General features: G+C 36.5%; 27 protein-coding genes. 14 read left to right on the forward strand and 13 right to left on the reverse strand.

Features of this window, described 5'->3' with window-relative positions; genetic code table 11:
- Positions 1-93 precede the first annotated feature (93 nt).
- The 11 genes from Q0410_RS01680 to Q0410_RS01730 all read right to left on the reverse strand — a co-directional run bounded on the left by Q0410_RS01680 (position 94) and on the right by Q0410_RS01730 (position 10,207).
- Positions 94-267: a hypothetical protein gene (locus Q0410_RS01680; protein ID WP_299032232.1), complete on the reverse strand. Its 174-nt coding sequence runs from the start codon at positions 265-267 to the stop codon at positions 94-96.
- On the reverse strand, positions 264-1,040 hold the full coding sequence (locus Q0410_RS01685) for a SigB/SigF/SigG family RNA polymerase sigma factor (RefSeq protein ID WP_299032234.1): 777 nt from the start codon (positions 1,038-1,040) through the stop codon (positions 264-266). Before Q0410_RS01685 ends, Q0410_RS01680 begins: the two co-directional genes overlap by 4 nt.
- Positions 1,033-1,374, reverse strand: a complete 342-nt coding sequence (locus tag Q0410_RS01690; RefSeq protein WP_299032236.1) for an anti-sigma regulatory factor — start codon at positions 1,372-1,374, stop codon at positions 1,033-1,035. Before Q0410_RS01690 ends, Q0410_RS01685 begins: the two co-directional genes overlap by 8 nt.
- A gap of 2 nt (positions 1,375-1,376) precedes the next feature.
- A complete protein-coding gene (locus Q0410_RS01695; RefSeq protein ID WP_299032238.1) occupies positions 1,377-1,682 on the reverse strand; it encodes an STAS domain-containing protein in 306 nt (101 codons plus the stop codon).
- Positions 1,675-4,122 (reverse strand): DNA gyrase subunit A, encoded by a 2,448-nt coding sequence (gene gyrA / locus Q0410_RS01700; RefSeq protein ID WP_299032240.1) that lies wholly within the window; start codon positions 4,120-4,122, stop codon positions 1,675-1,677. Before gyrA ends, Q0410_RS01695 begins: the two co-directional genes overlap by 8 nt.
- Positions 4,123-4,131: 9 nt before the next feature.
- Positions 4,132-6,033, reverse strand: a complete 1,902-nt coding sequence (gene gyrB, locus Q0410_RS01705; RefSeq protein ID WP_299032316.1) for a DNA topoisomerase (ATP-hydrolyzing) subunit B — start codon at positions 6,031-6,033, stop codon at positions 4,132-4,134.
- Positions 6,014-7,114, reverse strand: coding sequence for a DNA replication/repair protein RecF (gene recF / locus Q0410_RS01710; RefSeq protein ID WP_299032242.1), 1,101 nt, complete (start codon positions 7,112-7,114; stop codon positions 6,014-6,016). The genes gyrB and recF overlap by 20 nt, the downstream gene beginning before the upstream one ends.
- Positions 7,114-7,320, reverse strand: coding sequence for an RNA-binding S4 domain-containing protein (locus tag Q0410_RS01715; RefSeq protein WP_299032244.1), 207 nt, complete (start codon positions 7,318-7,320; stop codon positions 7,114-7,116). The genes recF and Q0410_RS01715 overlap by 1 nt, the downstream gene beginning before the upstream one ends.
- A 4-nt stretch (positions 7,321-7,324) precedes the next feature.
- A complete protein-coding gene (gene dnaN / locus Q0410_RS01720; protein ID WP_299032246.1) occupies positions 7,325-8,437 on the reverse strand; it encodes a DNA polymerase III subunit beta in 1,113 nt (370 codons plus the stop codon).
- 224 nt (positions 8,438-8,661) lie between these two features.
- The gene (dnaA, locus tag Q0410_RS01725; protein ID WP_299032247.1) at positions 8,662-10,041 is read right to left on the reverse strand and encodes a chromosomal replication initiator protein DnaA; all 1,380 of its coding nucleotides are present in this window, start codon (positions 10,039-10,041) and stop codon (positions 8,662-8,664) included.
- A gap of 37 nt (positions 10,042-10,078) precedes the next feature.
- Complete coding sequence (locus Q0410_RS01730) at positions 10,079-10,207, reverse strand: hypothetical protein (RefSeq protein ID WP_299032249.1); 129 nt, start codon at positions 10,205-10,207, stop codon at positions 10,079-10,081.
- Positions 10,208-10,751: 544 nt separating this feature from the next.
- On the opposite strand from Q0410_RS01730, the gene rpmH reads away from it, so the two are divergent.
- The 8 genes from rpmH to Q0410_RS01770 all read left to right on the forward strand — a co-directional run bounded on the left by rpmH (position 10,752) and on the right by Q0410_RS01770 (position 15,825).
- Entirely contained in the window at positions 10,752-10,886 is a 135-nt protein-coding gene (gene rpmH, locus Q0410_RS01735) for a 50S ribosomal protein L34 (RefSeq protein WP_296112656.1), read from the forward strand.
- Between the two features lie 16 nt (positions 10,887-10,902).
- Entirely contained in the window at positions 10,903-11,253 is a 351-nt protein-coding gene (rnpA, locus tag Q0410_RS01740; protein ID WP_299032251.1) for a ribonuclease P protein component, read from the forward strand.
- Positions 11,243-11,458, forward strand: a complete 216-nt coding sequence (gene yidD, locus Q0410_RS01745) for a membrane protein insertion efficiency factor YidD (RefSeq protein WP_299032253.1) — start codon at positions 11,243-11,245, stop codon at positions 11,456-11,458. The genes rnpA and yidD overlap by 11 nt, the downstream gene beginning before the upstream one ends.
- A 52-nt stretch (positions 11,459-11,510) precedes the next feature.
- Positions 11,511-12,221 (forward strand): YidC/Oxa1 family membrane protein insertase, encoded by a 711-nt coding sequence (locus Q0410_RS01750; RefSeq protein WP_299032255.1) that lies wholly within the window; start codon positions 11,511-11,513, stop codon positions 12,219-12,221.
- On the forward strand, positions 12,218-13,192 hold the full coding sequence (gene jag, locus Q0410_RS01755; RefSeq protein WP_299032257.1) for an RNA-binding cell elongation regulator Jag/EloR: 975 nt from the start codon (positions 12,218-12,220) through the stop codon (positions 13,190-13,192). The genes Q0410_RS01750 and jag overlap by 4 nt, the downstream gene beginning before the upstream one ends.
- A 115-nt stretch (positions 13,193-13,307) precedes the next feature.
- Complete coding sequence (locus tag Q0410_RS01760; RefSeq protein WP_299032259.1) at positions 13,308-14,258, forward strand: DNA adenine methylase; 951 nt, start codon at positions 13,308-13,310, stop codon at positions 14,256-14,258.
- The gene (locus Q0410_RS01765) at positions 14,215-15,078 is read left to right on the forward strand and encodes a type II restriction endonuclease (protein WP_299032262.1); all 864 of its coding nucleotides are present in this window, start codon (positions 14,215-14,217) and stop codon (positions 15,076-15,078) included. The genes Q0410_RS01760 and Q0410_RS01765 overlap by 44 nt, the downstream gene beginning before the upstream one ends.
- Positions 15,079-15,825 (forward strand): TRM11 family methyltransferase, encoded by a 747-nt coding sequence (locus Q0410_RS01770; protein WP_299032264.1) that lies wholly within the window; start codon positions 15,079-15,081, stop codon positions 15,823-15,825. It begins immediately after the preceding gene.
- 118 nt (positions 15,826-15,943) lie between these two features.
- On the opposite strand, the gene Q0410_RS01775 is transcribed toward Q0410_RS01770, so the two are convergent.
- Both Q0410_RS01775 and Q0410_RS01780 read right to left on the reverse strand, forming a co-directional pair.
- Entirely contained in the window at positions 15,944-16,597 is a 654-nt protein-coding gene (locus Q0410_RS01775; RefSeq protein WP_299032266.1) for an MgtC/SapB family protein, read from the reverse strand.
- 104 nt (positions 16,598-16,701) lie between these two features.
- A complete protein-coding gene (locus tag Q0410_RS01780) occupies positions 16,702-18,393 on the reverse strand; it encodes a Na/Pi cotransporter family protein (protein ID WP_299032268.1) in 1,692 nt (563 codons plus the stop codon).
- Between the two features lie 238 nt (positions 18,394-18,631).
- Here Q0410_RS01780 and mnmE point away from each other — a divergent pair, with 238 nt between their 5' ends.
- The 6 genes from mnmE (at position 18,632) to Q0410_RS01810 (ending at position 25,586) form a co-directional block, all read left to right on the forward strand.
- Positions 18,632-19,996: a tRNA uridine-5-carboxymethylaminomethyl(34) synthesis GTPase MnmE gene (gene mnmE, locus Q0410_RS01785; RefSeq protein WP_299032270.1), complete on the forward strand. Its 1,365-nt coding sequence runs from the start codon at positions 18,632-18,634 to the stop codon at positions 19,994-19,996.
- Positions 19,986-21,872, forward strand: a complete 1,887-nt coding sequence (mnmG, locus tag Q0410_RS01790; RefSeq protein ID WP_299032272.1) for a tRNA uridine-5-carboxymethylaminomethyl(34) synthesis enzyme MnmG — start codon at positions 19,986-19,988, stop codon at positions 21,870-21,872. The genes mnmE and mnmG overlap by 11 nt, the downstream gene beginning before the upstream one ends.
- A complete protein-coding gene (gene rsmG, locus Q0410_RS01795) occupies positions 21,865-22,497 on the forward strand; it encodes a 16S rRNA (guanine(527)-N(7))-methyltransferase RsmG (protein WP_299032274.1) in 633 nt (210 codons plus the stop codon). The genes mnmG and rsmG overlap by 8 nt, the downstream gene beginning before the upstream one ends.
- Before the next feature lie 27 nt (positions 22,498-22,524).
- Positions 22,525-23,325 carry a CPBP family intramembrane glutamic endopeptidase gene (locus Q0410_RS01800; protein WP_299032276.1) on the forward strand — a complete coding sequence of 267 codons (801 nt, stop codon included), beginning with the start codon at positions 22,525-22,527 and terminating at the stop codon, positions 23,323-23,325.
- A 91-nt stretch (positions 23,326-23,416) separates the two neighbouring features.
- Positions 23,417-24,631, forward strand: a complete 1,215-nt coding sequence (locus Q0410_RS01805; RefSeq protein ID WP_299032278.1) for a CinA family nicotinamide mononucleotide deamidase-related protein — start codon at positions 23,417-23,419, stop codon at positions 24,629-24,631.
- Entirely contained in the window at positions 24,609-25,586 is a 978-nt protein-coding gene (locus Q0410_RS01810; protein ID WP_299032280.1) for a ParA family protein, read from the forward strand. The genes Q0410_RS01805 and Q0410_RS01810 overlap by 23 nt, the downstream gene beginning before the upstream one ends.
- Positions 25,587-25,588: the final 2 nt, after the last annotated feature.

Genomic DNA, 25,588 nt, shown 5'->3' on the forward strand with positions numbered 1-25,588 from the left:
TATTCATAAAATCTCCTCTCTTTTTTTATTTCTACCCATTTTATAAAATTTTTCATAGAAAAACTCCTTCCGTCTGTGGAAAGAGTTTTGTTTTCATATATAGTTTCTTTTGCACTTATCTTCTATACCTGTGCTTAGGATTAGAAAGCCGATGCCTAGACCTGTAACAAGGCCCCTTGCAAGGTCTGGCAAGTCTTGTCCTAAAATTAGTGCTAGGCTTATAAGGGCTAGTCCTATTAGCATATAGGCTTTGTTATTTTTTATCAATTTTCAGCCATCCTTTCAAATTCTATGGAGAATTTATTTAGGATTTTTTTCTCAAGTCTTGATACAGTCATCTGGCTTATATCAAGGCTTTCTGCTATGTCAACCTGGGTTCTGCCCTCATAGTACCTAAGTTCTAGGATTTCTTTTTCTAGGTCGGTTAGCCTTTCCTTGGATTTATCTATCAAGTCCTTAAGCTCGATTGAATCGAAGTTCTTATCTTCTTCACCTATTATTTCTGCAAGGTCGATAGAATTTTCTCCCTTTTGGACAGTGTATTTCATATCGAGGGACTGGGGAGTGTAGACCTTGCTTGCTTCCATGGTTTCAAGGATGGTTTCCTCATCTTCTCCCAGGTAATCAGCTATGTCTGCTATGGTTGGCACTCTTTGGAGTTCCTGGGGAAGGATTTTCTTGGCTACATTTATCTTTTTGTAAAGATTTTGGATACGTCTTGGCACCCTTATTACCCAACCCTTGTCCCTAAAATATCTCTTAAGCTCTCCCATAATTGTCGGAGTTGCAAAGGAGGAGAAGGCATAGCCTTTAGTTGGGTCAAAGCGGTCTACAGCGTTTATTAGTCCTAAGCTTGCTACCTGGTAGAGGTCATCTTTTTCGATTCCCTTGCCTACATACTTATTTGATAGGATATCAACTATATACATGTGCTCTTCGATTAGCTCATCTCTTAGCTTTTTATCGCGAGTTTTATAAAATTCCTCAAACTTTTTATTTATTTCTTCCTTGTACTCTTGGCTGGCATTTGGCTTAGGCATGAGTCTTCCTCATAGTTATACTCAAGAGGTCTCCCTCGGTTTTTATCTCATCTGCAAGGGCTTCTAGGATCGCATCTCTCATGGCTATAGCCCTTGGATCGTCTTTTTTATCTTGGCCAACTACTTCTAGGGTTAGCTTTTCATCTCCTACAAGGAAATTTAGGTCAAGACCTTCTCTTCCCATCTTGTAGTTTATAGACTCACTTACTAGGACCTTCAAATCTTCGATTTGCTCTATATTAAAACCCATTTCTGAGCCAAGGCCTGCTACAAAGAGTCTTACTGACTTTTGGTATTTTTTGTTAGCTGGTATTTTTATACTTATCTTATCCATACTTACTCCATATTAAAGACATCTGTTAGGTCTGTAATTTTGAAAAGTTTTAAGATATTTTCCTTTGGATTTATTATGGATACTGACCTATCTTTTTCCTTGGCAATCTTATAGATTTTCATAAATAGGCCCAGGCCTGTAGAATCTAGGTAGTCAAGGTCTTTTATATCTATTAAAATATCCCTATCTGCCCCTTCGATTTCTCTTTCTATAAAACTTTTAAATTCATCTTCTGCATAGATATCAAGATCGCCTTTTACTTCTACTAGGAGAAATTTTTCCTTATCGTAAATCTTACTTTCAAACATCTTTTTCCTCATCTTCCAACATGTTATCATAGGTTGTAACTGAAACTATAGCATCTTCTTCGCTGGCGAGATTTTTAAGCTTAACACCTAGGGTATTTCTGCCTGTAGTTGATACATCTCTCGCTACAAGTCTTATCATATCACCTTTTTTAGATACCATCATGATATCTGTATCTAGGTCTACTGGGAGGGTATCTACTACCTTGCCGGTTTTTTCATTAACCTTATGGCATCTTACACCCTTGCCGCCCCTGTTTTGGTTTTTGAAGTTGTTAAAGGAGGTTTTTTTACCAAATCCATTTCTTGTCACAACTAAAAGATAGGTCTCATCGCCCTTGATATTCATACTTACTACTGCATCGTCCTTATCAAGTCTTATAGCCCTAACCCCCATGGCGGTCCTGCCCATGGTTCTGACGTCTTTGGTGTTAAACTGGATAGTCATACCATTTTGAGTAGAGATAATTAACTCTTCGTCCTTTTCAATCTGTCTTACAGATATTAGCTTATCGTTATCTTTTAGGGAAATAGCTATAATGCCATTTCTTCTAATATTGGTGAAGTTTTCTGCGTCGGTTTTTTTGATTTGACCGTTTTGGGTTTGAAGGACTACCTGGCTATTTTTATCTATTTCCGAAAGGGCCATCATTTCTGTGATTTTTTCGCCACTTTCTAGATTTAGGATATTTATTATAGCCTGTCCCCTTGATGTACGGCTTCCTTCTGGAATCCTGTAGGCTTCTAGGGAGTAAACCTTACCTAGGGAGGTAAAGATTAAGAGGTCTTCGTGGGTGTTGGTTGTGATTATCTTTTTGATAAAGTCACCTTCCTTGGTATTGCCAGCTGCAATGCCCTTACCACCCCTATTTTGTACCTTGTAGGTATCTATAGGAAGTCTCTTGATGTAGCCATCCTTGGTTAGGGTAATTAGGATATCTTCTTCTTCTATTAGCTCGGTTATATCAAGTTCTCCCTCATCTGGGACTATCTTTGTACGTCTATCATCGGCGTATTTTTCCTTGATTTCTGTAATTTCATCAATTATTAGGTTAATTAAAGTCTCTTCAGAGTTTAGGATTGAGAGTAAGTACTCAATAGTTTCTTTAAGTTCCTTATTTTCTGCCTTTAGCTTTTCAATTTCTAGACCTGATAGACGTTTTAATTGCATGTCTAAAATCGCTTGAGACTGAGCATCTGATAGTTTATACCTATCAAAGAAGATCTTTTTGATTTGGTCATTGTCATAGGAAGACCTAATAATTTTTATGATCTCATCTATGTGGTCTATGGCTATAATAAGACCCTCTACTATATGTTTTCTCTCGCGGGCCTTGGATAGGTCAAAGTTGGTCCTACGGGTTACCACTTCCTTTTGGTGCTCTACGTAGTTTGCTATAAGGTCTTTGAGAGTTAAAACCTTTGGCTCCCCATTAACAAGGGCTAGGTTTATAATACCAAAGGTATTTTCTAGTTGGGTATACTTATAAAGGTTATTTAGGACTATATTTGCATTGGAATCTCTCTTGATTTCAATGACAATTCTCATGCCCTTTCTGTTAGATTCGTCTCTGATATCAGAAATGCCCTCTACTCTTTTTTCCTTAACAAGGTTGGCAATTTTTTCTATAAGTCTTGCCTTATTTACCTGGTAGGGAATTTCTGTAATTATTATTCTTTCCCTATTTTTCTTAAAAGGCTCGATTCTTGCTACTGCTCTTTGCTTAATCTTGCCTCTGCCTGTCATATAGGCATCTCTAATGCCAGATTTGCCTAAGATATGGGCCCCTGTTGGGAAGTCTGGTCCTGGGATGATTTTTAGTAGGTCATCTATTTCGATTTCTGGGTCTTTCATGTAGGCAATACATGCGTCTATAGCCTCACCCAGGTTGTGAGGGGCCATGTTAGTTGCCATACCTACGGCTATACCGTTTGACCCATTTACTAGAAGATTTGGAAATCTTGAAGGAAGGACAGCAGGTTCCATCTCTTCGCCATCGAAGTTTGGTACAAAGTCTACTGTGTCCTTGTTTATATCCCTAAGCATCTCCTTGGCAATCTTGCTCATCCTTACTTCTGTGTAACGCATGGCAGCTGCCGCATCGCCGTCTATAGAACCAAAGTTACCCTGGCCTTGGGCTAGAGGGTACCTGGTTGAAAAGTCTTGGGCAAGCCTTACTAGGGCATCGTAGATAGCAGAGTCACCATGAGGGTGAAATTTACCCATTACATCTCCGACAATCCTGGCTGATTTTCTGGTTGGTTTATTTGGATCAAGGCCTAGCTGCTGCATACCGTAAAGGATTCTCCTGTGAACAGGTTTTAAGCCATCACGGACATCAGGTAGGGCCCTTGCTACTATTACAGACATCGAATACTCAAGATAAGATGTTTTCATCTTCTTTTCGAGGTCTATATTAATTATGTTTTGATTTTCTGTCATTTAAGCCTCCTATACGTCTATATCTGTAACGTACTTGGCATTTTCTTGGATAAAGTTACGTCTAGGTTCTACCTTTTCACCCATTAATAGGGAGAAGGTATCATCTGTAGTTGTAGATTCTAGGTCTTCTTCAACCCTTAGTAGAACACGCCTATCTGGATCCATGGTTGTCTCCCATAATTGTTCGGCATTCATCTCACCTAGACCCTTATACCTATTTATCTTATAGGATGCACCACCTAGTTCTTTGATAAACTTATCCTTTTCGTCATCGGAATATACATATCTTTCTTTCCTACCCTGGCTAATCCTATATAAAGGAGGAAGGGCTACATAAACGTGGCCTTCATCTATAAGTTCTTTCATGTACCTATAGAAGAAAGTAAGGAGCAGGGTCCTGATGTGGGCTCCGTCCACGTCCGCATCTGTCATGATTATTATCTTTCCGTAGCGGAGTTTTGATATATCAAATTCCTTGCCTATACCTGTACCGAAGGCTGTGATCATATTTTTAATTTCTTCTGAATTTAAAACCCTATCTAGGTGGGCCTTTTCTACGTTCATAATCTTGCCCCTAAGTGGAAGGATAGCTTGAATCCTATTATCTCTTCCGCCTTTGGCAGATCCACCCGCAGAGTTACCCTCGACGATAAATATTTCATTTTCGCCTATGTCTGTTGATTGACAGTCAGCAAGCTTGCCTGGAAGGGTTGCAGAATCAAGGATTGACCTTTTACGTGTTAGATCTCTTGCCTTTCTTGCTGCTTCTCTGGCACGTCTACTTGCTAGAGCCTTATCAATTATAGATTTGGCTGGTTTTGGATTTTCTTCAAGGAAGGCAGCTAGATTTTCTGATACATAAGAATCTACCGCTCCCCTTACTTCTGAGTTACCAAGCTTAGACTTGGTTTGCCCCTCAAATTGTGGCTCAGAAATTTTTACAGATATGATGGCTGTAATACCTTCTCTGATATCCTCTCCTTGGAGGTTGTCTTCATTTTCTTTTATAAAGTTATACTTTCTGGCATAGTCGTTTAATGTTCTTGTTAAAGATGACCTAAGACCTGAAAGGTGGGTACCACCCTCTGGAGTTTGGATATTGTTGGCATAGGATAGGATATTTTCGCTATAGCCATCTGTATATTGGAAGGCAAATTCTACCTCTACCCCTTCTTGGCTGCCGTCAAAGTGAGGAACCATATTCATGATTGGGTCTTTGTTGCGGTTTAAGAAGGTTACAAATTCTGAAATACCCCCATCAAACTTAAAGGAAATCTTAAAATCTTCCCTTTCGTCTTCAAAGATTATCTCTACTCCCCTATTAAGGAAGGCCATCTCCCTAAACCTATTTTCTAAGATAGATCTTTCAAAAACAATTGTATCAAATATTTCACTATCTGGCTTAAAGGTAATAGTTGTACCTGTTTCTGTTGTATTTCCAACTATTTCTATGTCCTTGGTGACTTCTCCTCTAGCAAATTCCATCCTATAGATGTGACCGTCTCTTTTTACCTCTGCTATGAGGTATTCTGAAAGGGCGTTTACTACTGATACACCAACACCATGGAGTCCTCCTGAAACCTTGTAGGCTGAGTCATCAAACTTACCACCTGCGTGAAGAACTGTAAGAACAGTCTCAAGTGTTGACTTATGGGTTGTTGGGTGCTCTTTAACAGGGATTCCTGATCCGTCATCTTCAACACTTACAACATTATCCTTATCAATAGTTACCTTTATGTAGTCACAACGACCTGCTAGGGCCTCGTCTACTGAGTTATCCACTACCTCATAAACTAGGTGGTGAAGTCCTCTTGAACTTGTTGAGCCGATATACATACCAGGTCTTAGTCTAACGGGTTCTAGTCCCTCTAAGACCCTGATATTACCAGCATCATAATTGTTTTCTGTCATATTTATCCTTTCTAATTCTGCCATCTGAGATGTAGGAAATCTTATCAGCTGAAACATTTTCCAAACTCTTGGTGTTGGTTGCTGTGATTATAGTTTGGTAGTCGGATAGATTTTCTAGGAGAAACTTACTCCTAGTCTCATCTAGTTCCGAAAACACGTCATCAAGCAAAATCACAGCCCTATCGCCACTTATCTCCCTCAATAGTTTAACTTCAGCAAGCTTTATATTGATAATAGCTGACCTTTGTTGGCCTTGGGAGGCAAAGAGCCTGGTGTTTTTTCCGTTGATTTTGATTATTATATCATCCCTGTGGATACCAGCTTGAGTGCTAAGGTACTTTAAGTCCTCATTTCTCTTTGCCCTAAAATTTTTATAGTATTCTTCCATATTTTCTGCACTTATATCTGGAAGGTAGTCTATTTCTAACTTTTCCCTTCCTTTGGTAAGGGCTGTTTGAAAGTCCTGGGCATATTTTTCTACAAATTTTACAAACTTTAGCCTTGACTTATAAATCCTATAGCCTTCCTTGACTAGGGACTTATCAAAGGCATCAAGCTGCTCATTAAAGTAGGAGGACGATTTATTTTTAAGTAGTTTATTTCTAGCAATTAAAATCTTGTCATAGTCTTTTTTAACCCTTGCATAGGAAGAGTCTATAGATGTGATTATCTCATCTAAAAGATCTCTTCTAAGGTTGGGACCCTCTTTAATAATAGAAAGGTCCTCTGGGGTAAATAAGACTAGTTTAAAAAGCGATTTTAAATCCTTGTTCCTCTTATATTCTACTTCATTTACGAAAATATTCTTATCAGACCCTTCGACCCTAATTAGGACCTTCTTGAAGGAACGTCCCTTTCTGATAGTCCCTGAGATTTCCATCTTATCTTGGCCAAAATTTATTATGTCCTTATCCCTTAGCTTTTTAAAGGATGTGGCATTGGCCAAGTAATAGCAAGACTCAAGTAAATTTGTCTTGCCCTGGGCATTGTCTCCGATAAAAATATTTGTGGAGTCATTAAAAGAAACTGACTCATAAAAATAATTCCTAAAATTGTATAGTTTTATATCCTGGATCCACATTATTTGATAATTATCTTCACCTCATCGAAGATAACTTCATCTCCTGGGTGGATTTTCTTGCCGGCTATATAACAAGGTTCGTTATTTAATAAAACGCCTTCTTCCCTTATTATAAGCTTGGCTAAGCCTCCTGAAGGGATGAGGTCTGTCGCCTTTAGGAGATCCTTAAGTTTTATTTCTTCTGTTTTAAATTCTAATACTTCCATTATCTTACCTTGCAAGCCTTACTGGGAGAACTAGGTAGGTATAGTCCTCGCCTTCGTGTTTACTAGATGTAGGGTAGATTAGACAAGGATTTAGGCTTGATTTGAAGTTTAGTTTGATTTTTTCGCTATCGCAAGCCTTGACTCCATCTTGCATATACTTGGCATTAAAGGCTATATCGAGTCCTTCTCCTTCTTGGTCTATTTCTATTACTTCCTTAACATCCCCTATTTCAGAATTGCTTCTTAATGTCATGGCCCTATCTTCAATATTAACTCTAATTAGGTTGGCCCTGCCTGGGTCTGATAGGACTTGAGCCCTATCAAGGGCTGATGTTAGGGATGATTTTTCTACTATAACTGAAGTTTCTGAGATATCGTTGATGATATTTCTGTAGTCGATAAAGTTTTTATCTATTACCTTGCATAACATGGTAGTATCTTCTGATACAAACATTAGGTCATTATCATTCTTATATAAAAGAGTCTTACTATCATCAGATACAATCCTTGACCATTCTATAAGAGATCTTTTAGGGATAATATATTCTGTATTTTCAAAATCAGCTGGGTAATCAAGCTTAATTTTTTTAAGAGCTACCCTGTAGCCATCTAGGGCTACCATATTTAGCTTTCCTTCCCTAAGTTCAAAGAGAATACCTGTTAGGGCAAGCTTGGTTTCATCTAGGGTTGTGGCAAATTCTGTTTGGTTTATAGATCTTTTTAGCTTGTCATTATCTATAGAAAGAGCCACTGTATTTGGGATTTTTATTTCTTCCTTGTCAAAATATTCAAAGGCAACTAGGTTGAATTTACTTCTCTTACAAGAGATTTTAATCTTGCCATTATCTAGTTCTATCTTTACTAGCTCATCTGGTAGTTTTCTTATAATATTAGTAATTAAATCTGCCTTTACTGCCATAACTCCATCTTTTATGATTTTTGCGTCAGCTAGGGTTTTTATAGATATTTCACCATCAAAAGAAGTCATTGATAGTCTATCATTTTCTGTACTAAAGTATATTAATTCATGTATCTGTATATTGGTAGATTTAGATACAGCCCTATTTACTATGGAGAGGGCTTTTATTAATTCTTTTTGTTTTATTTCAAATTTCATGGATAGCTCCTTAACTATTATTTAAACTTAGTAGTATTAGTAGTAGGTGGTGTATAAATGTGGATATCTTTTTAAAAGACTTATATTTCAAGCTTTAGCTATGTTTATAAGTTATGGATAAACTGAGGTATAAATCGCTAGTTTTCCACACTTTGCACATAGGCTTTAAGCAAATTCTTTTTAAAAAAGTTATTAACATACTTATCCACAGCCTTATACCCAAATCAGTCCCTAATTTCCTTTATTAGGGTTTCTAGTTCAATTTTAAAATCTTCATCTTCATCTATAAGATCTGTTATCTTATCTATACCATGGATGACAGTTGTATGATCCCTATCAAAGGCATTGGCTATGGTTACTAAAGAATCATCTAGGAGTTCTCTAGAAATATACATGGCAATTTGCCTTGGATTTACTATCTCCTTCTTCCTAGACTTACCCTTAAGGTCTGCAAGTTTTACATTATATTTATTACAAACAGCCTGTTGGATATCTCCTATGGTTAGCTTTTTTCTCTTGTTTTTGACCCTGGTTCCTACGCCCTTTATGGCATCTTCCATTGAAACTTCAACCCTACCATCACTTTTGGCATAGGCTATAGCAGTTGAAAGAGCTCCCTCAAGATCTCTTATATTGGTATCAATCTCATGGGCTATGTAGGATAATATAGAATTATCAATTATAGCCCCCAAATCTTCTAGCTTTTTTTGAAGAATTGCCACGCGGGTTTCATAGTCTGGTCTTGAAATATCAGCTATGATACCATAGTTAAACCTTGATACCAACCTATCTTCTAGGTGTTTTATCTCCCTAGGTGGCTTATCAGAGGTGATTACTATCTGCTTACCTGCATTATAAAGGTCATTAAAGGTATGGAAAAACTCCTCCTGGGTAGCTTCTTTGTTGGCTATAAATTGGATATCATCTATAAGAAGGATATCTGCTGAACGGTATTTTTCTCTAAATTCTTGGTTTTTATTGGTTCTTAAAGCGGCTATCATTTCGTTGGTGAATTTTTCACTAGATAGGTACATAACATAGGCATCATCCCTTGATTCAAGGATTTGATGGGCTATAGCTTGGATAAGGTGTGTTTTTCCAAGTCCACTTGATCCATAGATAAAAAGTGGATTATAAACCTTTGATACATCTCCCCTAGAGATAGTATCTGCTACAGCCTGGCTAATACTAAGAGCATATTGGTTGGACTTGCCCTGGACAAAGTTATCAAAAATATTAGCCTCTTCTAGCTGAGGTTTTGGAAAAGATTTTACCTCATCGATTTTCATCTGTCCGTTTTTGTCGTAGTCTTTACCCAAGGTTAAGATTTTTTGGTAGTTGTCACCATCCTTAGCTACCACTTCTATTTTAAGCTTGCCTCCAATTTTTCCTTCTATACTATTAAGGGCCTGTTGAAGTTTAGGCTTCCAGATACCTTCAAAGATAAAAAGAGTATCTTTTTTAGGAATTTCCAAATATAAAACTCCATTATAGAGGTTTAGAGGTTTTAAAATATTAATCCATGTATCAAATTGCTGGTCATCAGATACATGCATTTTCATTTCTTTTTTTAATTCACTCGTAATGAATTCTAGATTTTTCATCTAAGCATTCCTTTCTTAAGCCTTATCCACATCAAATTTATCTTGCAATTACAAGCTTTTTAAGAAAAATATAGACCTTATCCCCAAAATTGGGATAAGTTGTGGATAAGTCTCTTGTTGATAAAATTAGTCTTGATATTTTAGGATTTGTTAGAATATAAATCATAAATCACCTAGGATTTATAAGTTTTATCCACAAGGAAAAGTAAAAATTCCTGTAAATCCATAGTTTTACCCCTACTTTTACACATCTAATTTTACCATATTCAAGCCATCATTTCAACTTATCCACATTTCCTGGACAAAAACCTTGATAAGTCTAAAAGAGTCAATTAAGAGAGTAAAAAAGTGCTGTTGATATGTGGATAAGTCTGTGTATTTATAAAAGTTTTGTATATAAAAAAATGAAATTTGTCTATTTTAAGGAATTTTATCAGGTACTTAATCAGAAATTTTTAAAAATATTCACCCTAATTTTTTCTTTATAAGTTGTGGAAAAAGAAAAAGTCCCCAAAGATATCAACAATAAATATTTATACAAAAAACCAACCTAAAAAAGAATAAAAATACTTAAATAAGGGCAGAAATTTATTCACAGAAAATAAAAAAATAAACTTGCCTAAGCTTAATAAAAAAAGCAAATAAATCTTGACAGATGAGCTTATTTTCAATATAATAGTAAGAGTCAAAATTTATTAGGAGGTGTAAAAATGAAAAGAACCTATCAACCAAATAGAAGAAGAAGAAAAAAAGATCATGGGTTTAGAAAAAGAATGTCTTCTCCAGGCGGCAGAAGAGTGCTTAAATCTAGAAGAAAGAAAAATAGAAAAAGACTTTCTGCTTAATCATCTCAAATAATATATGGAAAAGAGATTAAGTTTAAGGAAAGATAAAGACTTTACTAAAGTCTACAAAAAAAACTTTGCATGCTATAATAGAGATTTCACAGTCCTTGTTAGAGAAAACGGCCTAGATAGACCGCGATTTGGATTTTCCATATCTAAGAAAATCGGCAAGGCCCACAGTAGAAATCAACTAAAAAGAAAACTTAGAGAGATAGTAAGGATAAACTATAAAAACTTAAACGGAGTAGATATAGTTATAATCCCCAAAAAACATACCACAGAATTTGACTACCAAAGACTAAAATCCTCTTTAGGTCATGCCCTAAATCAAGCATTTAGAAAAAAGAAGATATTTTATGCTAAATAAAGTTTTTATACAATTGATAAGATTTTATCAAAAATTCATTTCTCCACAATTAGGCCATGGAAAATGCAAATACTACCCAACTTGTTCCAACTATGCCCTAGAGGCATTTAGGAAATATGGGCCAGTTAAGGCTTTTTTTATGTCTTTGTGGAGAATTTTACGATGCAATCCATTTTCAAAGGGTGGCTACGACCCAGTAAAATGAGAACTTACCCCAGATAATACCATAGATTAAAATAGATAAAAACGGAGAATATATGTTTAATTTTATAGCAACAATACTCGGTAAGCTAATGAGAGTCATCTATGATTCTCTTGCAAATAACTTTGCCGAACCAGAGTCTATAAGCTACTATGCTATAGCAATCATAATAATGACCCTGCTTGTAAGTTTAATATCGATACCAGTAACCATATCAACCCAAAAGCAAGCAGAAAAAACCAGAGCCTTTAAACCAAAAATGGATGAAATCCAAAAGAAATATGGCTACGACCAGCAAGTACTTCAACAAAAGATGCAAGAGCTATACAAAGAAGAAGGAGTAACACCAGGACTTGCAGGATGTCTACCAATGATAATCCAATTATTAGTCCTCTTTGGCCTCTTTAGGATGATGAGAGATACAGGAGTATATGTATTTCCTGAGGGACTAGAGCACTTAAGAACAGACTTCGCCTGGGTACCAACCCTACTAGAAGCAGATCCACTCTGGTACGGCCTACCACTCCTTACATCCCTATCCCAACTATTAACAACACTTTTCTCAATGAAAACAAACCCACAGCAACAACAAGCCATGGGTGGTATGAATACAATGATGCTAGCCATGCCACTGATATTTTTCTTTACCTTTAGACAACTACCAGCGGGTCTACCACTCTACTACACCCTATCATCAGTATTCAGACTCGTAATAATGGTAGTGATGCACTTAACAATGAAAGGTAAAAAGGTAGAAGAAAAATGAAAAAATCTCTAACAAAATCAGCTAAAACAGTAGATGAGGCAGTAAGGCTCGCCCTAGATGAAATAGGTAAAGATAGAAGCGAAGTCACAGTAGACGTCATAAAAGAAGGAAGCAGCGGATTTTTAGGCCTAATAGGCGGAAAAGACGCTGTAGTAAGAGTATCTTACGACGAAGACATGGACAGTGTCCTAGAAGAAATCAAAACTGAAATCGAAATAGACTCTATAAGAGAAGTAGAAAAATCCTACGACGTCAAAAAAAGAAGAGAAGAAATAAAAAGAGAAGAAGGCATCTTAGAAGACGAAGAAGAAAACACCGTCAAGGAAGAAGCAAGAGACCTAGGCCAAACTATAAAAGAGAAATCTTCCGAAGTTGAAGAATTTATAGAAGAAAAAAGCGAAGAAATCTTTGAAGATGAGGATAAAGATCAAGAAGCTACTCTAGCAGAAGAAAATCAAGAAGATGAAGCAAGAGAAAAAAGAGATTACGCCCTATCAAAGAAACGATCAAACATAGACAACTACTACAAGGCCAAAGAACTTTTAGAAGAAATCCTAAAAGCTATGCACTTTGAAAACGTAAGCGTAATAGGAAACCTAGAAGGATCAATCATAAAACTAGAAGCCAAAGTCGAAGAAAAAGACACAGGCATCGCCATAGGAAAAGGTGGATCTACCCTAGATGCAATCGAATTTATCATAAGAAAAGCAATCGACTCAAGAGCTAACAACCTAAGAGTCAACATAGATATAAACAACTACAAAAGACGTAGAGACGAAAAAATCGCAAGACTAGCAAGAGACACAGCCCAAAAAGTAGCCCAAAGCGGCAAATCATGGAACCTAAGATACATGAACTCCTACGAAAGACGCCTAGCCCACGAAGAAATCGCAAAACACAGAAACGTCTCAAGCCATTCAGAAGGCCGTGAACCACAAAGATATGTAGTAGTAGACTACGTTGAAGAATAAATACAAAGGAGTATCCGAAAGGGTGCTCTTTTTTTATGGGAAAAGTTCATAGGAGGATCTTTATTAAGCGAAAGAGTAAAGTAACTTATAACATCATTAAATAGAAAGGGTGCCTATGAGTGAACGAGCAAAAGAGAATTTAGCCAAACCATTTTTAAAATGGGCTGGTGGGAAAAGTCAATTATTATATGAAATAAGAAAATATTATCCATTTAATGATACGATCAATAAATACTGCGAACCCTTTGTTGGAGCGGGCGCAGTTCTATTTGATGTCATCAATAATTTTGGTTTAAAAGAAGTCTATATTAGCGATATAAATAAAGAAGCCATGAATTTATACAAGGTAATTAGAGATGATGTAGATATTCTAATCGAAATATTAGATGGTTTTCAGAAAGAATATCAAGGATTAAACCATGAACAAAGAAAAATTATTTATTATAGAAATAGAGAAGAATTCAACTTACTAAAACTTTCAAAAAACTCTAATAGTTTAAGAAAAGCAGCTTTATTTATATTTTTAAATAAAACTGGATTTAATGGTCTTTACAGAGAAAATATGAGTGGAGAATTCAATGTCCCTATAGGCTCATATAAAAATCCTAAAATATTAGATAAAGAAAATCTAATAAATGTAAATAAAAAACTTCAAAATGTTCAAATAGTTCACGGTGACTACAAAGAATCTAAAAGCTTTATAGATGCCAATACATTTGTATATTTTGATCCGCCATATAGACCCATAAAACCAACATCAAATTTCACTGCCTACACAAAAGGCAGCTTTAATGATGATAATCAAAGAGAATTGGCTGATTTTTTCAAAGAGATGGATCAGAAATCTGCTCACTTACTACTTAGCAATTCAGAACCAAAAAATTATGATCCAGATGATTCTTTTTTTGATGATTTATATGATGGTTTTAATATAAATAGAGTTGTAGCAAAAAGATTTATAAATTCAGACAAGAATAACAGAGGTTTCGTATACGAACTTTTAATAAACAACTTTAAGGAGGATGAAGGTGAGAGATTTCAACAAATGGCTTTTAACATTCACTAATTTCTTGAGAACATATGAATATTATGTAGATTTTGACAAAGTATATAGAAATGCAAATAAATATAAAGTAGAGCTTAATATATTAAACTCACTTATAGGTTCTGAAAACATAGAAAAAGATTTCTATAACATAATAAAAAAATATCCAGAATGTCTAAAAGCTATACCACTTCTATTAGCTGTAAGAACAATAGAAATCCATGCTTTTGATGATAATGGTGATTTCATTTATTCTTTTGATGAAGTAAATCAAAGTCCCGAACAATATATGTATTTTATGAAAGAAACAGGATTATTTGATTTGATGGAAAACAAAATCACTAGCAATTTATTTGATTACGCTATTGGAGTCGAAACTGGTCTTGACTCCAATGCTAGGAAAAACAGAGGTGGTCATATAATGGAAGATCTAGTTGAAGATTTTATCATAGATGCGGGATTTGTTAAAGATAAAAATTATTTCAAAGAGATCTATGCCAAGAATGTAGAAGAAAAGTGGGATATAAACCTAGGCTCAATAGTTAATAAAGGAAAATCTAGTAAAAGATTTGATTATGTAATAAAAACTGATAAAAATATTTATGCTATTGAAACAAACTTCTACAACAGCGGCGGTTCAAAACTAAATGAAACCGCAAGAAGTTATAAAAATTTAGCTTTAGAAGCTGAAAATATAGATGGATTTAAGTTTGTTTGGATAACTGACGGATTTGGATGGAAATCCGCAAGAAGAAATCTTCAAGAAACTTTTGAATGTATGGATTTAATCTTTAATATAAATGATTTAAAAAATGGTAAACTAAAAGAGGTAATTATATAGATGGCTAAAATAAAAAAATGGGAACCAGATGATTTTGAATTGGAAATGACTACTCATTGGTCTTTTCCTAAAAGAGGAAACTGGGCAACTCATGATGCGAAATGGAGAGGAAATTGGTCACCATATATACCTAGAAATATTCTTTTGAGATATTCAGAGGAAGATGATTTAGTTTTAGATCAGTTTGCTGGAGGAGGTACAACTTTAGTTGAAGCTAAGCTATTAAACCGAAATATAATTGGTGTTGATGTCAATGATGTAGCCTTAAATAGGTGCAAAGAAAAAATAGATTTTAATTTGAACGATAGACCTATGGGTAAGGTTAAACTTGTAAAGGGTGATGCTAGAAACTTAGACTTTCTAAAAGATGAAAGTATTGACCTAGTATGTACTCATCCTCCTTATGCAGACATAATAAAATATTCAGATGATATTGAAGAAGATTTGTCACTTTTAAAGATAAATGATTTTCTAAAAGAGATGGAAAAAGTTGCTGCTGAATCTTATAGGGTACTTAAAAAAGATAAATTTTGTGCTATTTTAATGGGTGATACAAGAAAAAACAAACATATGGTTCATTTAGGGTTTGATGTTTTAAAAGTTTTTGAAAATGAAGGTTTTAAGTTAAAAGAACTTATAATTAAAGAACAACACAATACAAGGGCAACAGGGTTTTGGAAACAAAGAAGCGTAGATTATAATTTCCTATTAATAGCCCATGAATATTTATTTATATTAAGAAAATAAAATAAAGGGGTTGTTTCAAAAGTCCAAACATAGAAAAAGGTGATGTTGTAAAATAGGTAAATCTATTTTGCCATCACCTTTTTAAGTTTTATCCTCATAGAGATTATATTATAATTTTCTAGAATATATCAAACTTCTCCACGTGGAGGTCGTTTTCTAGAAAGGATACGAAGTGGGCTAGTTCTTCTTGGTCTTTGGGGAAGATTTGGAAGTTTAGGATAAATTTCTCGTCTTTAAATCTAAGGTTGTAGCCTTTTTTGTGGAGGCTATTTTCGTCTATGTAGTTATCGATTTTGCCTATTATATTTGAGTTTCTTGATTCTATAAGGGCTGTGTATTGGGAGTGTCTTTGGAAGATTTCCCCTGGGAACATATAGGATTGAAAGAAAACTATGAAGGCTGTGGCAACTATACCTATAAAATACATCCCAGATCCAAAGGCCATGCCTATTATGGATGTAGTCCAAATGCCAGCTGCAGTGGTTAGGCCTGTTACTCCGTAGTTTTTTACAAAGATTACTCCTGCACCCAAAAATCCTACTCCTGACACAATCTGGGCTGCTACTCTTGCTGCATCGAAATTATCTACATCATAAAATCCATATTTCGAGATAATCATTGCAAGGCTTGCCCCAAGACAGACTAGGGTGTGGGTCCTTGTACCAGCTGATTTGTTTTTATTTTCTCTCTCAGATCCTATTATAAAACCTGCCAATACTGACAGGCTTACCCTTAATAAAAGATACAGGTTAAAGATATCAAAATTTCCCAAAACACCCTCCTAGTTTTATTTTTTTAATTATATATTATAATAAAATTTATGTCAAAAGATGAGTATTTTGCCAAAGCAAAAAGCCCCTTGGCGGGGCTTAGTTTTTAATAAAGGTCGTTACCTTCTGCGTCTTCGATTTGGATATCATTGTGAGTTTTTACTGGCTCTATGGTTGCTCTGGCTATGTTATAAGCGTGGTCGCCGATTCTTTCCATGGTGGATAGGATGTCGTTGTAGACATAAGATGCCATGGTTGTCATGTCTATACCTGTTTTTAGCCTTGCGTAGTGGCTCTTTCTTAGGGAGATTTCCATAAGGTTTAGGGCCGCTTCGTCTTCTGTAAGCTTATCAAACCTGCTTAGGTCCTCTTCTTCAAAGATTTCTATTGCTGATACTATATTGTTTATTACTAGGTCACAGATGTCGTTTAGATCGTCTAGGGCTTCCTTGCCGTAGCCTGTGCCTGATTCGTAAATCTCATGATAGTAGTCAGCCAAGTTTTCTGATAGGTCTGAGATTCTTTCGACATTCATTTGTACCTGCAAATAGGTCTGCATATCTTTTTCTATCTCTGGTGGCAGTTGGTTTTGAGATAGGTTTAAGAGGTAGGCTTGGATTTTTGTATCCATGTCGTTTACCATAGCTTCTGCTTCCTTGGATGTTTCGTAGTATTTTTTATCCTTGGTATTGAGGTAGGATTTGGTTGCCTTGATGTTTTCAAGGGCTACTACTGATTCCTGGATAACAGCTGTTTTTGTTTGTGATAGGGCAGCTGCTGGGAAGGCAGATATTAGTTTTTCATCTAGCTCGATGTTGCCAAGATCTGTAAGGATTGAGTCTTTGCCTGGGATGACTTTTCTTAGGAATCTTGCTACTATTTTTATTAATGGTATGAAAATTATCATTCCTATGAAGTTGAAGGTAAAGTGTCCTACCGCTATAGTCATTAGGTCACTTGCACCAATGGCTCGCGATATGGCTCTGACTAGGCTTTCATATGCGTCTAGGATTATTAAAAATACTAGGGAGATTGATACGTTAAACAAGATATGGAACAAGGATGTCCTTTTTGCTGACAAACTTCCTCCAAGACTTGCTAGTATGGCGGTTATACAAGTACCTATATTTGCACCAAACATTAGGGCAAGAGCTACGTTTAGGCTGATTGCGCCTGATGCGAATAAGGACTGAGTTATACCTATAAAGGCTGATGATGATTGGAGTAGGGCTGTTAGGGCTGCACCTATTAGTACTCCTAAAAATGGTCTTTGGCCTACATTTGCTACTATATCCTCAAAGCCTGGGATGTTCTTTAACTCTTCTAGGGATCCTCCCATCATTTCAAGCCCTATAAATAAAAGGCCGAAACCAATAAAGATTTCTCCTATGTATTTATTTTTTCTCTTAGCAGAGAACATAAAGATCAATACACCTAGGAGGGCTATAAAGTAAGATAAATAGCCTAGGTTAAAACCTATTAAGATAGATGTAACAGTTGTACCGATGTTGGCTCCGAGAGTTACTCCTATGGCCTGCTCTAGGCTCATGATTCCTGCTTTTACAAAGGATATCGCTATAACTGTAGTTGCTGATGAGGACTGGATGAGTCCTGTAATTACTATACCTACAAGGACACCCTTGATAGGGTTGGAGGTGTATTTTTCAACATAACCTCTCATTTTTGGTCCTGCAAAATTTGTTAGGGCATCACCCATTAGGCTGATACCAAATAAAAAGATAGCAAGTCCACCTGCTATTAGGTTCCATTGTAGGGAAGATAGTGATGATAAGTTCATATTTCCTCCAAAAATTTTTCGTTACTTCTAATATATCATATTTAGCCAAGAAAAGAAATAAATTTTGTGGAAATTTTGCAAATTTTTAATTTTTCTGCATATATTTCAAAAAAAATCCTCTATAAATGGCTTATAGTCAAGCTTTTATATTGACAAAATAGTAAATTCCACTATAATCTTTATGTTACAGACCACTAGTGAAAGTAGTGGATTATCACTAATAGCATAAGGAGGATTTATGGCAAAGACAATAGCAGCTATCTCAACTCCAGCAGGCACTGGTGGGATTTCGATAGTGAGAATGACAGGGGATAGGACCCTTTCTATAATAAATGAAATTTTTAGGCCGATAAATAAAAGGCCAATAGATCCAGATAAGGATAATAGGTACCTTCGTTATGGCCATATAATAGGAGTTGACGGAGAGATAGTAGATGAGGTAATGGTTGCCTTTATGAAGGCTCCTGCCACCTATACAAGAGAAGATGTGTGTGAGATTAATTGCCACGGATCTTTTGTAGCAGTAAGGGAGATTTTAAACCTGCTTTTAGATAAGGGGGCTGACCTTGCAGAGCCAGGTGAATTTACAAAAAGAGCCTTCTTAAATGGAAGGATAGATCTTTCTCAGGCTGAGGCGGTCCTTGATATTATTAATTCGACCAATAAGTTATCAGCTAGCCAAGGCCTAAGTCAGCTTCAAGGTTCCCTAACCAAAAAAATCAGGGAAATAAGGACAGACCTTAAGGAAGGCCTCGCCCGCCTTGAGTATTCGATAAACTTTACTGAAGACGGCGAAGACCTGCCAGTATCTGATATCACGGCTTTCATAAAAACAGCCAAGGCTAAAATTGATGACTTGGCAAACACGTCCAACAAGGGCAAACTTGTAAAAGATGGGATAAATACAAGTATAGTTGGTAAGCCAAATGTAGGTAAGTCTTCACTTTTGAATGTGCTTTTGGATGAAAATAGGGCCATAGTGACAGACATACCAGGTACAACTAGAGACCTTATCACAGAGTATATTTCCCTAGGAGATTTTACCCTAAAGATAAATGATACAGCTGGGATTAGGGATACAGACGACCTAGTTGAAAAAATAGGGGTGGACAAGTCGATTGAGCTTATAGATGAGTCAGACCTAATCCTTGCAATTTTTGATATGTCTAGAGACTTTGACGAGGAGGATAAGAAAATCCTCGACCTTATTAAGGAAAAAAATGCCATAGTGATTTTAAATAAGGCAGACCTTGATATTAAATTTAGCGAAAAAGATTTTGACCTTGACCTTCCTATTATAAAAACTTCCATGGTTGACCAGATGGGTATAAAAAAATTAGAAGATACCATAAGGGATATCTTTGATACCAAGGAAATAAATAGGGAATCAGTTTTAATAACCAATACCAGACACGAAAGACTTTTAAAACAAGCTAGGGCTAAGATAGAAGCCTCTCTAAATGATATGGAGGCGGGCATCCCTATAGATGCTTGCGAAGTCGACTTATCTTCTGCCTATGAAGATTTGGGTTTAATTATCGGAGAAAGTGTGTCAGGTGAAATAATGGATAAAGTATTTAAGGAGTTTTGCGTTGGAAAATAAATATAAAGCAGGATCCTATGATGTAGTTGTTGTTGGTGCAGGCCACGCTGGTTGTGAGGCGGGGCTTGCGGCAGCAAGACTTGGGATGAAGACTTTAGTTTTAACTACATCCATGGAGTCAATAGCAGACATGCCATGTAACCCAAACATAGGAGGAACTGGCAAGGGACACATAGTTAGGGAAATAGATGCACTTGGTGGAGAAATGGCGATAAATATCGACAAGACCTTTATCCAATCAAGGATGCTAAACACATCCAAGGGACCAGCTGTCCACTCCCTAAGAGTCCAAGCTGACAAGAGAAAATATCACGAAGAGATGAAGAAGGTTCTCGAAGATGAAGTAGACCTTTTTGAACAAGAAGTAGATAAGATAAATTACAAAGATGGAAAAATTGTTTCATGTGAAACAGTTGAGGGAGCAATCTATGAAACCAAGGCCCTAATAATTTGTACTGGTACCTACCTAAATGGCAAAATCCTAATAGGTGATTACGAAAAGGTAAGTGGACCTCACGGCCTATCTGCAGCAACCTACTTGACTAATAGCCTAGAGGAAATGGGTTTTCCTATCCGTAGATTTAAGACAGGAACACCTGCTAGAATCCATAAGGACTCTGTTAACTACAAGCTAACTACAGTCCAAGCTGGAGATAAGGAAGTAATACCATTTTCATTTTTAAATGAAGGCAAGGACTACTCAGATAGAAACCAAGAAGATTGTTACCTGACCTACACCACAGAAGAGACAAAAGAAATCATAATGGATAACCTAGAAAGGTCTCCAATCTATGGTGGCAAGGTCAAGGGCATTGGCCCAAGATACTGCCCATCTATAGAAGATAAGATGGTAAGATTTCCTGATAGGGACATCCACCAAGTCTTTATAGAACCAGAAGGCCTTACTACCAATGAAATGTATGTCCAAGGTGTATCATCATCCCTCCCTCAAGAAGTACAAATGGACTTTTATAAAACCATAATAGGCCTTGAAGATGTAAAGATAATGAGACCTGCCTATGCCATAGAGTATGACATGATAGATACAAGAGAGCTTAAAAGAACTCTAGAATCCAAAGCCTATAGCGGACTTTATTTTGCAGGACAAATAAATGGCTCATCAGGCTATGAAGAAGCAGCAGGCCAAGGTCTTGTAGCTGGTATAAACGCAGCCCTCAAGATAAAGGGAGAAGATGAATTTATCCTAGATAGGTCAGACGCCTATATAGGGGTTTTAATAGATGACCTAGTTACAGAAGGAACCAATGAACCTTATAGGATGATGACATCTAGGTGCGAGTATAGGCTAACCATGCGTCAAGATAATGCAGACTTGAGATTATCTAAAAAGGGCCATGACCTAGGACTTGTAACAGATGAACGCTATCAAAAAATGCTAGATAAGCGTGCTAAGATAGATGGTGAGATAGAAAGACTTAAGAAAATCATGCTAACTCCAAAAGAGGCAACAAACAAGGCCCTAGAAGAATTAGGCACAACACCAATAAATAAGGGAGTTACCCTCTATGAGCTTATAAAAAGACCGGAAATCACCTACGAAGCTACAGCAGTTTTTGATCCAGATAGAGTAGAACTTCCATCTTTTATAAAGATGAGTGTTCAAACAGAAATCAAATACGAGGGTTACATCAAAAAGCAAATGGCCGATATAGAAAAATTCAAGAAGCTAGAAAGCAAAAAGTTAAGCCATGATATAGATTATGAAAAAATCCCTGGCCTTAAGAAAGAATCTGCAGAAAAGCTAAACGAAATAAAACCAGATTCGCTTGGCCAAGCTTCAAGGATATCTGGGGTAAGCCCAGCCGATGTAAACGTACTTCTAATTAGACTAAAGACAGGAGAACTTTATGGATAAGAAATACCAGGCCTATACCGATTATCTTTTGAAGGTAAATAGCCACACCAACCTAACAACAATAACAGATCCAGCAGAAATCGAAGTAAAACACTTCAAAGATTCCCTTACAGTTTTAGACTATATAAAGGAAGGCGACAGAGTCCTAGACCTAGGAGCCGGTGCTGGATTTCCAGGCATACCCCTTAGGATAGAAAAAGAATTCGACCTTACTTTGATAGATTCAGTTAATAAAAAAGTAAAATTTATGAATGAGACTATAGAAATTTTGGGTCTATCAAAGGCTCGTGCCATCCACACCAGGGCGGAAGACTATGCTAAGGACCATAGGGAAGGATTTGATGTGGTGGTATCTCGTGCAGTAGCAAATATGGCAACCCTTTCTGAGCTATGCTTACCTTTTGTAAAAGTCGGTGGGCTTTTTATAGCCCTCAAGGGTCCAAAGGCTGAGGAAGAAGTAAAGGCGGCAGGAAATGCCCTTGATATCCTAGGTGGAGAAATAATCAAGATGGATAAGATAAACCTAGATGGCAATGAAAGGGTAAACGTATTAGTAAAAAAAGTCAGGTCATGTAAGAAAACCTACCCAAGGGGACAAAACCTACCGAAGAGAAAACCCCTATAATGTTTCATATGAAACAAAGGAGATGATATGGATAAATTTAAAAGAGGGATAAAAACCTTCTTTATTATAATGGCCTTTGTGCTTATCAATGTCCTAATAGATGCTTTGACTGGGGCGCTAGTCCCAAGCCTAATAGCAATCCTCATGACAGGGGATCCTCTAAATTCTATAGATTATCTGGCCTATGGGCTTTTAGCTGGCCAATTGGTGAAATTTACTATCCTAGTTTTTTATATAGAAAAAAGGGATAGGACCTATAGGGCCCTTGATAAAAGATATATACAAAGAGGAAAGCTAGCAGAACCTATCAAGCTAGTAGGGATAGGTCTTGGCACAGTTGGTTTTGGACTCACCCTTACCAACATTATCATGAAGGTTTTTGAAAATACTGAACTTTTAAAGGCAGCCCAAGACCTAATGGAAAATGCCTTTAATGGAGTGGGAATAGTCAGTAACCTAGTTATATTTATAGTAGCAGTTGTTGGTGCACCAATTGTAGAAGAGTTACTATTTAGGGGAGTTTTGTTTGAGGAGATAAGAAATGAATGCTCTCTAAAGATGACAATATTTTTAACAGCCCTAGTCTTCGGGATTTATCATTTTAATATAATCCAAACTCCAAATACATTTTTTATGGGGCTAGTCTTAGCCTACGTCTACTATAAGACCGGTACAATAAGGGCACCGATTATTATCCACGCCACAAACAATATACTTGCAACCATACCCATCATCGACCAGGGTTTAACTCCTCTAGGGATAACTATTAATATAGTATTAATTGTCATTGGCCTCTATTCACTTATAACGCTTAGGAAAATTTCCTAGGTGTTTTTTTGTTTCACAAAATTAGAAATCCTTATAAATAGGAGTAAAATATAGGTAGAAAAGTTTCACGTGAAACAAAAAGGAAGAAATGATGAAAGCAACAATATATTCAGTAGGCACAGAAATCCTACTAGGAACAATTGTAGATACCAATTCAAAGTTTATAGCAGGTAGGCTTCAAGACCTGGGTATAAACTTATATAAGATGGTAACTATAGGAGATAATCCAACTAGGTTATATGATGCCTTAAAAGAAGCTGATGGCAAGTACGACTACGTCTTTATAAGCGGAGGGCTTGGACCAACAGAAGATGACATAACAAAAGAGATGGTGGTCAAAGTTTTAGGTCTTGAAGATCAATTAGTTGTCGACGATGCGTCTTATAGAGAGCTTAAAAGATATTTTAATTATGAAAAAAAGGCGATGACAGTCAATAAGAAACAGGCTATCTTTCCAAAATCAGCCACTATTCTAAAAAACGACCAGGGAACAGCCCCAGGTTGTATAATTGGAGATAGAACCAAGTATGTATTGATGCCAGGACCACCAAATGAAATGGAACATATGTTTGACTTAGAGGTAGTGCCAAGGATTCATACAGACCTAATGATAAGGTCTATAAATTGTAAGATTGCCCTTTTAGGTGAGTGGAAGGTTGCAAATATGATAGACTTATCTGGATCAGACCCAACCATAAGCCCCTATGCCAAAAGTTCGGGAGTAGAGCTAAGGGTAACAGCAAGTGCTGATAATAAGGAAGAGTTGGAAAAATCCCTAGCTAGAGGGGTGGAAAAGGTAAAAGATGCCTTCGGTCCCTATCTTATATGCACAGACGAAAGGTCTAGGGAGGAAGTCCTCATAGATGAGTTGAGAAAAAGAGGAGAGTTTATCTCTGCTGCAGAATCTATAACAGGAGGCCTTGTTGCTTCGTCTATAATAAATGTATCTGGCGCAAGTGATGTCCTAAAAGAATCATATATTACTTACGCAAATGATATAAAACACAAGTTATTAAATGTTTCATATGAAACAATTGATAAATATGATGTGGTAAGCGCTGAGGTGGCAGGAGAAATGCTAGATGGACTAAAAGAAAGAACAAAATCTGACCTTTGCCTTGCCACAACAGGCTACGCCCACCTAGGAATAGCCTATGCAGGTATCCTTTATAAGGGAAAGAAGTATATAAGAGAAGTGAGAGTCAAAGGAGACCGTAACAAGGTCAGAAGAGTAGTAAAAAACAAGCTAATCGACATGAGTATATTAATTTTAAGAGGTGACTATGAAGACAATATCAATTTTTAATCAAAAGGGTGGGGTAGGTAAAACAACCTCAGTAGTAAATCTATCTGTAGCACTTTCCTACCTTGATAAGAAGGTTCTAGTTATAGATATGGATCCTCAGGCCAATGCCACAACAGGTCTTGGCATAGATAAGAATAAGGTAGATACATCTATCTATGACTTATTTTATTTAATAGATGAAAAAAATAAAAATGTTAAGAAAAAAGAACCAGAACCAGAGAAGAGAAAAGCTTTAGAAGAAGAAGTAAAAAAAGAAGAGAAAAAATCTGTTGGTGGGGCAAGGTTTATAGACCTAGCTGGATCTAGTGAAAAAATGAGAGCTGAAAAAAGTGAAGAAGTTTCACAAGAAGAAAAAGAGGAAAATAAGGAAGAGATAAAGGAAGAATTACCAGATTTTGATAGTGTGGATGACTTTATCATAAAAACTAAGTCAGGTGTAGATCTTATAGCTTCAGAGAATTCTCTTTCAGGATTAGAAGTAGAACTTGTAGATCTAGACCCACTTGAAAGGACAAGGAAGTTAAAGGAAATAATTGAGGATATCAAAACACCTTATGACTTTGTGCTTATAGATTGTCCACCATCCTTGGGACTTTTATCAATAAATGCCCTTGTGGCGAGCAATTCAATAATTATCCCAATTCAAACTGAGTATTACGCCCTAGAGGGAGTAAGTGAGCTTATGAATACCTTTGAGCTTGTAAAGGGAAGCTTAAATAAGGACCTTTATGTAGAAGGAGTCCTACTATCCATGTTTGATAAGAGAACCAAGCTTGCCTATGAGGTGGTAGAAGAAGTCAAAAAATTCTTTAAAGATAGGGTCTTTATGACCATGATCCCAAGAAATGTAAGGCTAGCTGAGGCACCTTCCCACGGAAAGTCCGCCATAGAATATGACGCCAAAAGCCAGGGAGCCATGGCCTACATTAGCCTTGCTTCAGAAATAATTGATTAGGA

This window comes from uncultured Anaerococcus sp., from assembly GCF_937934665.1.
GTDB lineage: Bacteria > Bacillota > Clostridia > Tissierellales > Peptoniphilaceae > Anaerococcus.

Coding starts and splice junctions, on each gene's coding strand:
- Q0410_RS01685 (WP_299032234.1), bottom strand. CDS start 1,040: ATGCCTAAGCCAAATGCCAGCCAAGAGTACAAGGAAGAAATAAATAAA.
- Q0410_RS01690 (WP_299032236.1), bottom strand. CDS start 1,374: ATGGATAAGATAAGTATAAAAATACCAGCTAACAAAAAATACCAAAAG.
- Q0410_RS01695 (WP_299032238.1), bottom strand. CDS start 1,682: ATGTTTGAAAGTAAGATTTACGATAAGGAAAAATTTCTCCTAGTAGAA.
- gyrA (WP_299032240.1), bottom strand. CDS start 4,122: ATGACAGAAAATCAAAACATAATTAATATAGACCTCGAAAAGAAGATG.
- gyrB (WP_299032316.1), bottom strand. CDS start 6,033: ATGACAGAAAACAATTATGATGCTGGTAATATCAGGGTCTTAGAGGGA.
- recF (WP_299032242.1), bottom strand. CDS start 7,114: ATGTGGATCCAGGATATAAAACTATACAATTTTAGGAATTATTTTTAT.
- Q0410_RS01715 (WP_299032244.1), bottom strand. CDS start 7,320: ATGGAAGTATTAGAATTTAAAACAGAAGAAATAAAACTTAAGGATCTC.
- dnaN (WP_299032246.1), bottom strand. CDS start 8,437: ATGAAATTTGAAATAAAACAAAAAGAATTAATAAAAGCCCTCTCCATA.
- dnaA (WP_299032247.1), bottom strand. CDS start 10,041: ATGAAAAATCTAGAATTCATTACGAGTGAATTAAAAAAAGAAATGAAA.
- Q0410_RS01730 (WP_299032249.1), bottom strand. CDS start 10,207: ATGATTTATATTCTAACAAATCCTAAAATATCAAGACTAATTTTATCA.
- rpmH (WP_296112656.1), top strand. CDS start 10,752: ATGAAAAGAACCTATCAACCAAATAGAAGAAGAAGAAAAAAAGATCAT.
- rnpA (WP_299032251.1), top strand. CDS start 10,903: ATGGAAAAGAGATTAAGTTTAAGGAAAGATAAAGACTTTACTAAAGTC.
- yidD (WP_299032253.1), top strand. CDS start 11,243: ATGCTAAATAAAGTTTTTATACAATTGATAAGATTTTATCAAAAATTC.
- Q0410_RS01750 (WP_299032255.1), top strand. CDS start 11,511: ATGTTTAATTTTATAGCAACAATACTCGGTAAGCTAATGAGAGTCATC.
- jag (WP_299032257.1), top strand. CDS start 12,218: ATGAAAAAATCTCTAACAAAATCAGCTAAAACAGTAGATGAGGCAGTA.
- Q0410_RS01760 (WP_299032259.1), top strand. CDS start 13,308: ATGAGTGAACGAGCAAAAGAGAATTTAGCCAAACCATTTTTAAAATGG.
- Q0410_RS01765 (WP_299032262.1), top strand. CDS start 14,215: ATGAAGGTGAGAGATTTCAACAAATGGCTTTTAACATTCACTAATTTC.
- Q0410_RS01770 (WP_299032264.1), top strand. CDS start 15,079: ATGGCTAAAATAAAAAAATGGGAACCAGATGATTTTGAATTGGAAATG.
- Q0410_RS01780 (WP_299032268.1), bottom strand. CDS start 18,393: ATGAACTTATCATCACTATCTTCCCTACAATGGAACCTAATAGCAGGT.
- mnmE (WP_299032270.1), top strand. CDS start 18,632: ATGGCAAAGACAATAGCAGCTATCTCAACTCCAGCAGGCACTGGTGGG.
- rsmG (WP_299032274.1), top strand. CDS start 21,865: ATGGATAAGAAATACCAGGCCTATACCGATTATCTTTTGAAGGTAAAT.
- Q0410_RS01800 (WP_299032276.1), top strand. CDS start 22,525: ATGGATAAATTTAAAAGAGGGATAAAAACCTTCTTTATTATAATGGCC.
- Q0410_RS01805 (WP_299032278.1), top strand. CDS start 23,417: ATGAAAGCAACAATATATTCAGTAGGCACAGAAATCCTACTAGGAACA.
- Q0410_RS01810 (WP_299032280.1), top strand. CDS start 24,609: ATGAAGACAATATCAATTTTTAATCAAAAGGGTGGGGTAGGTAAAACA.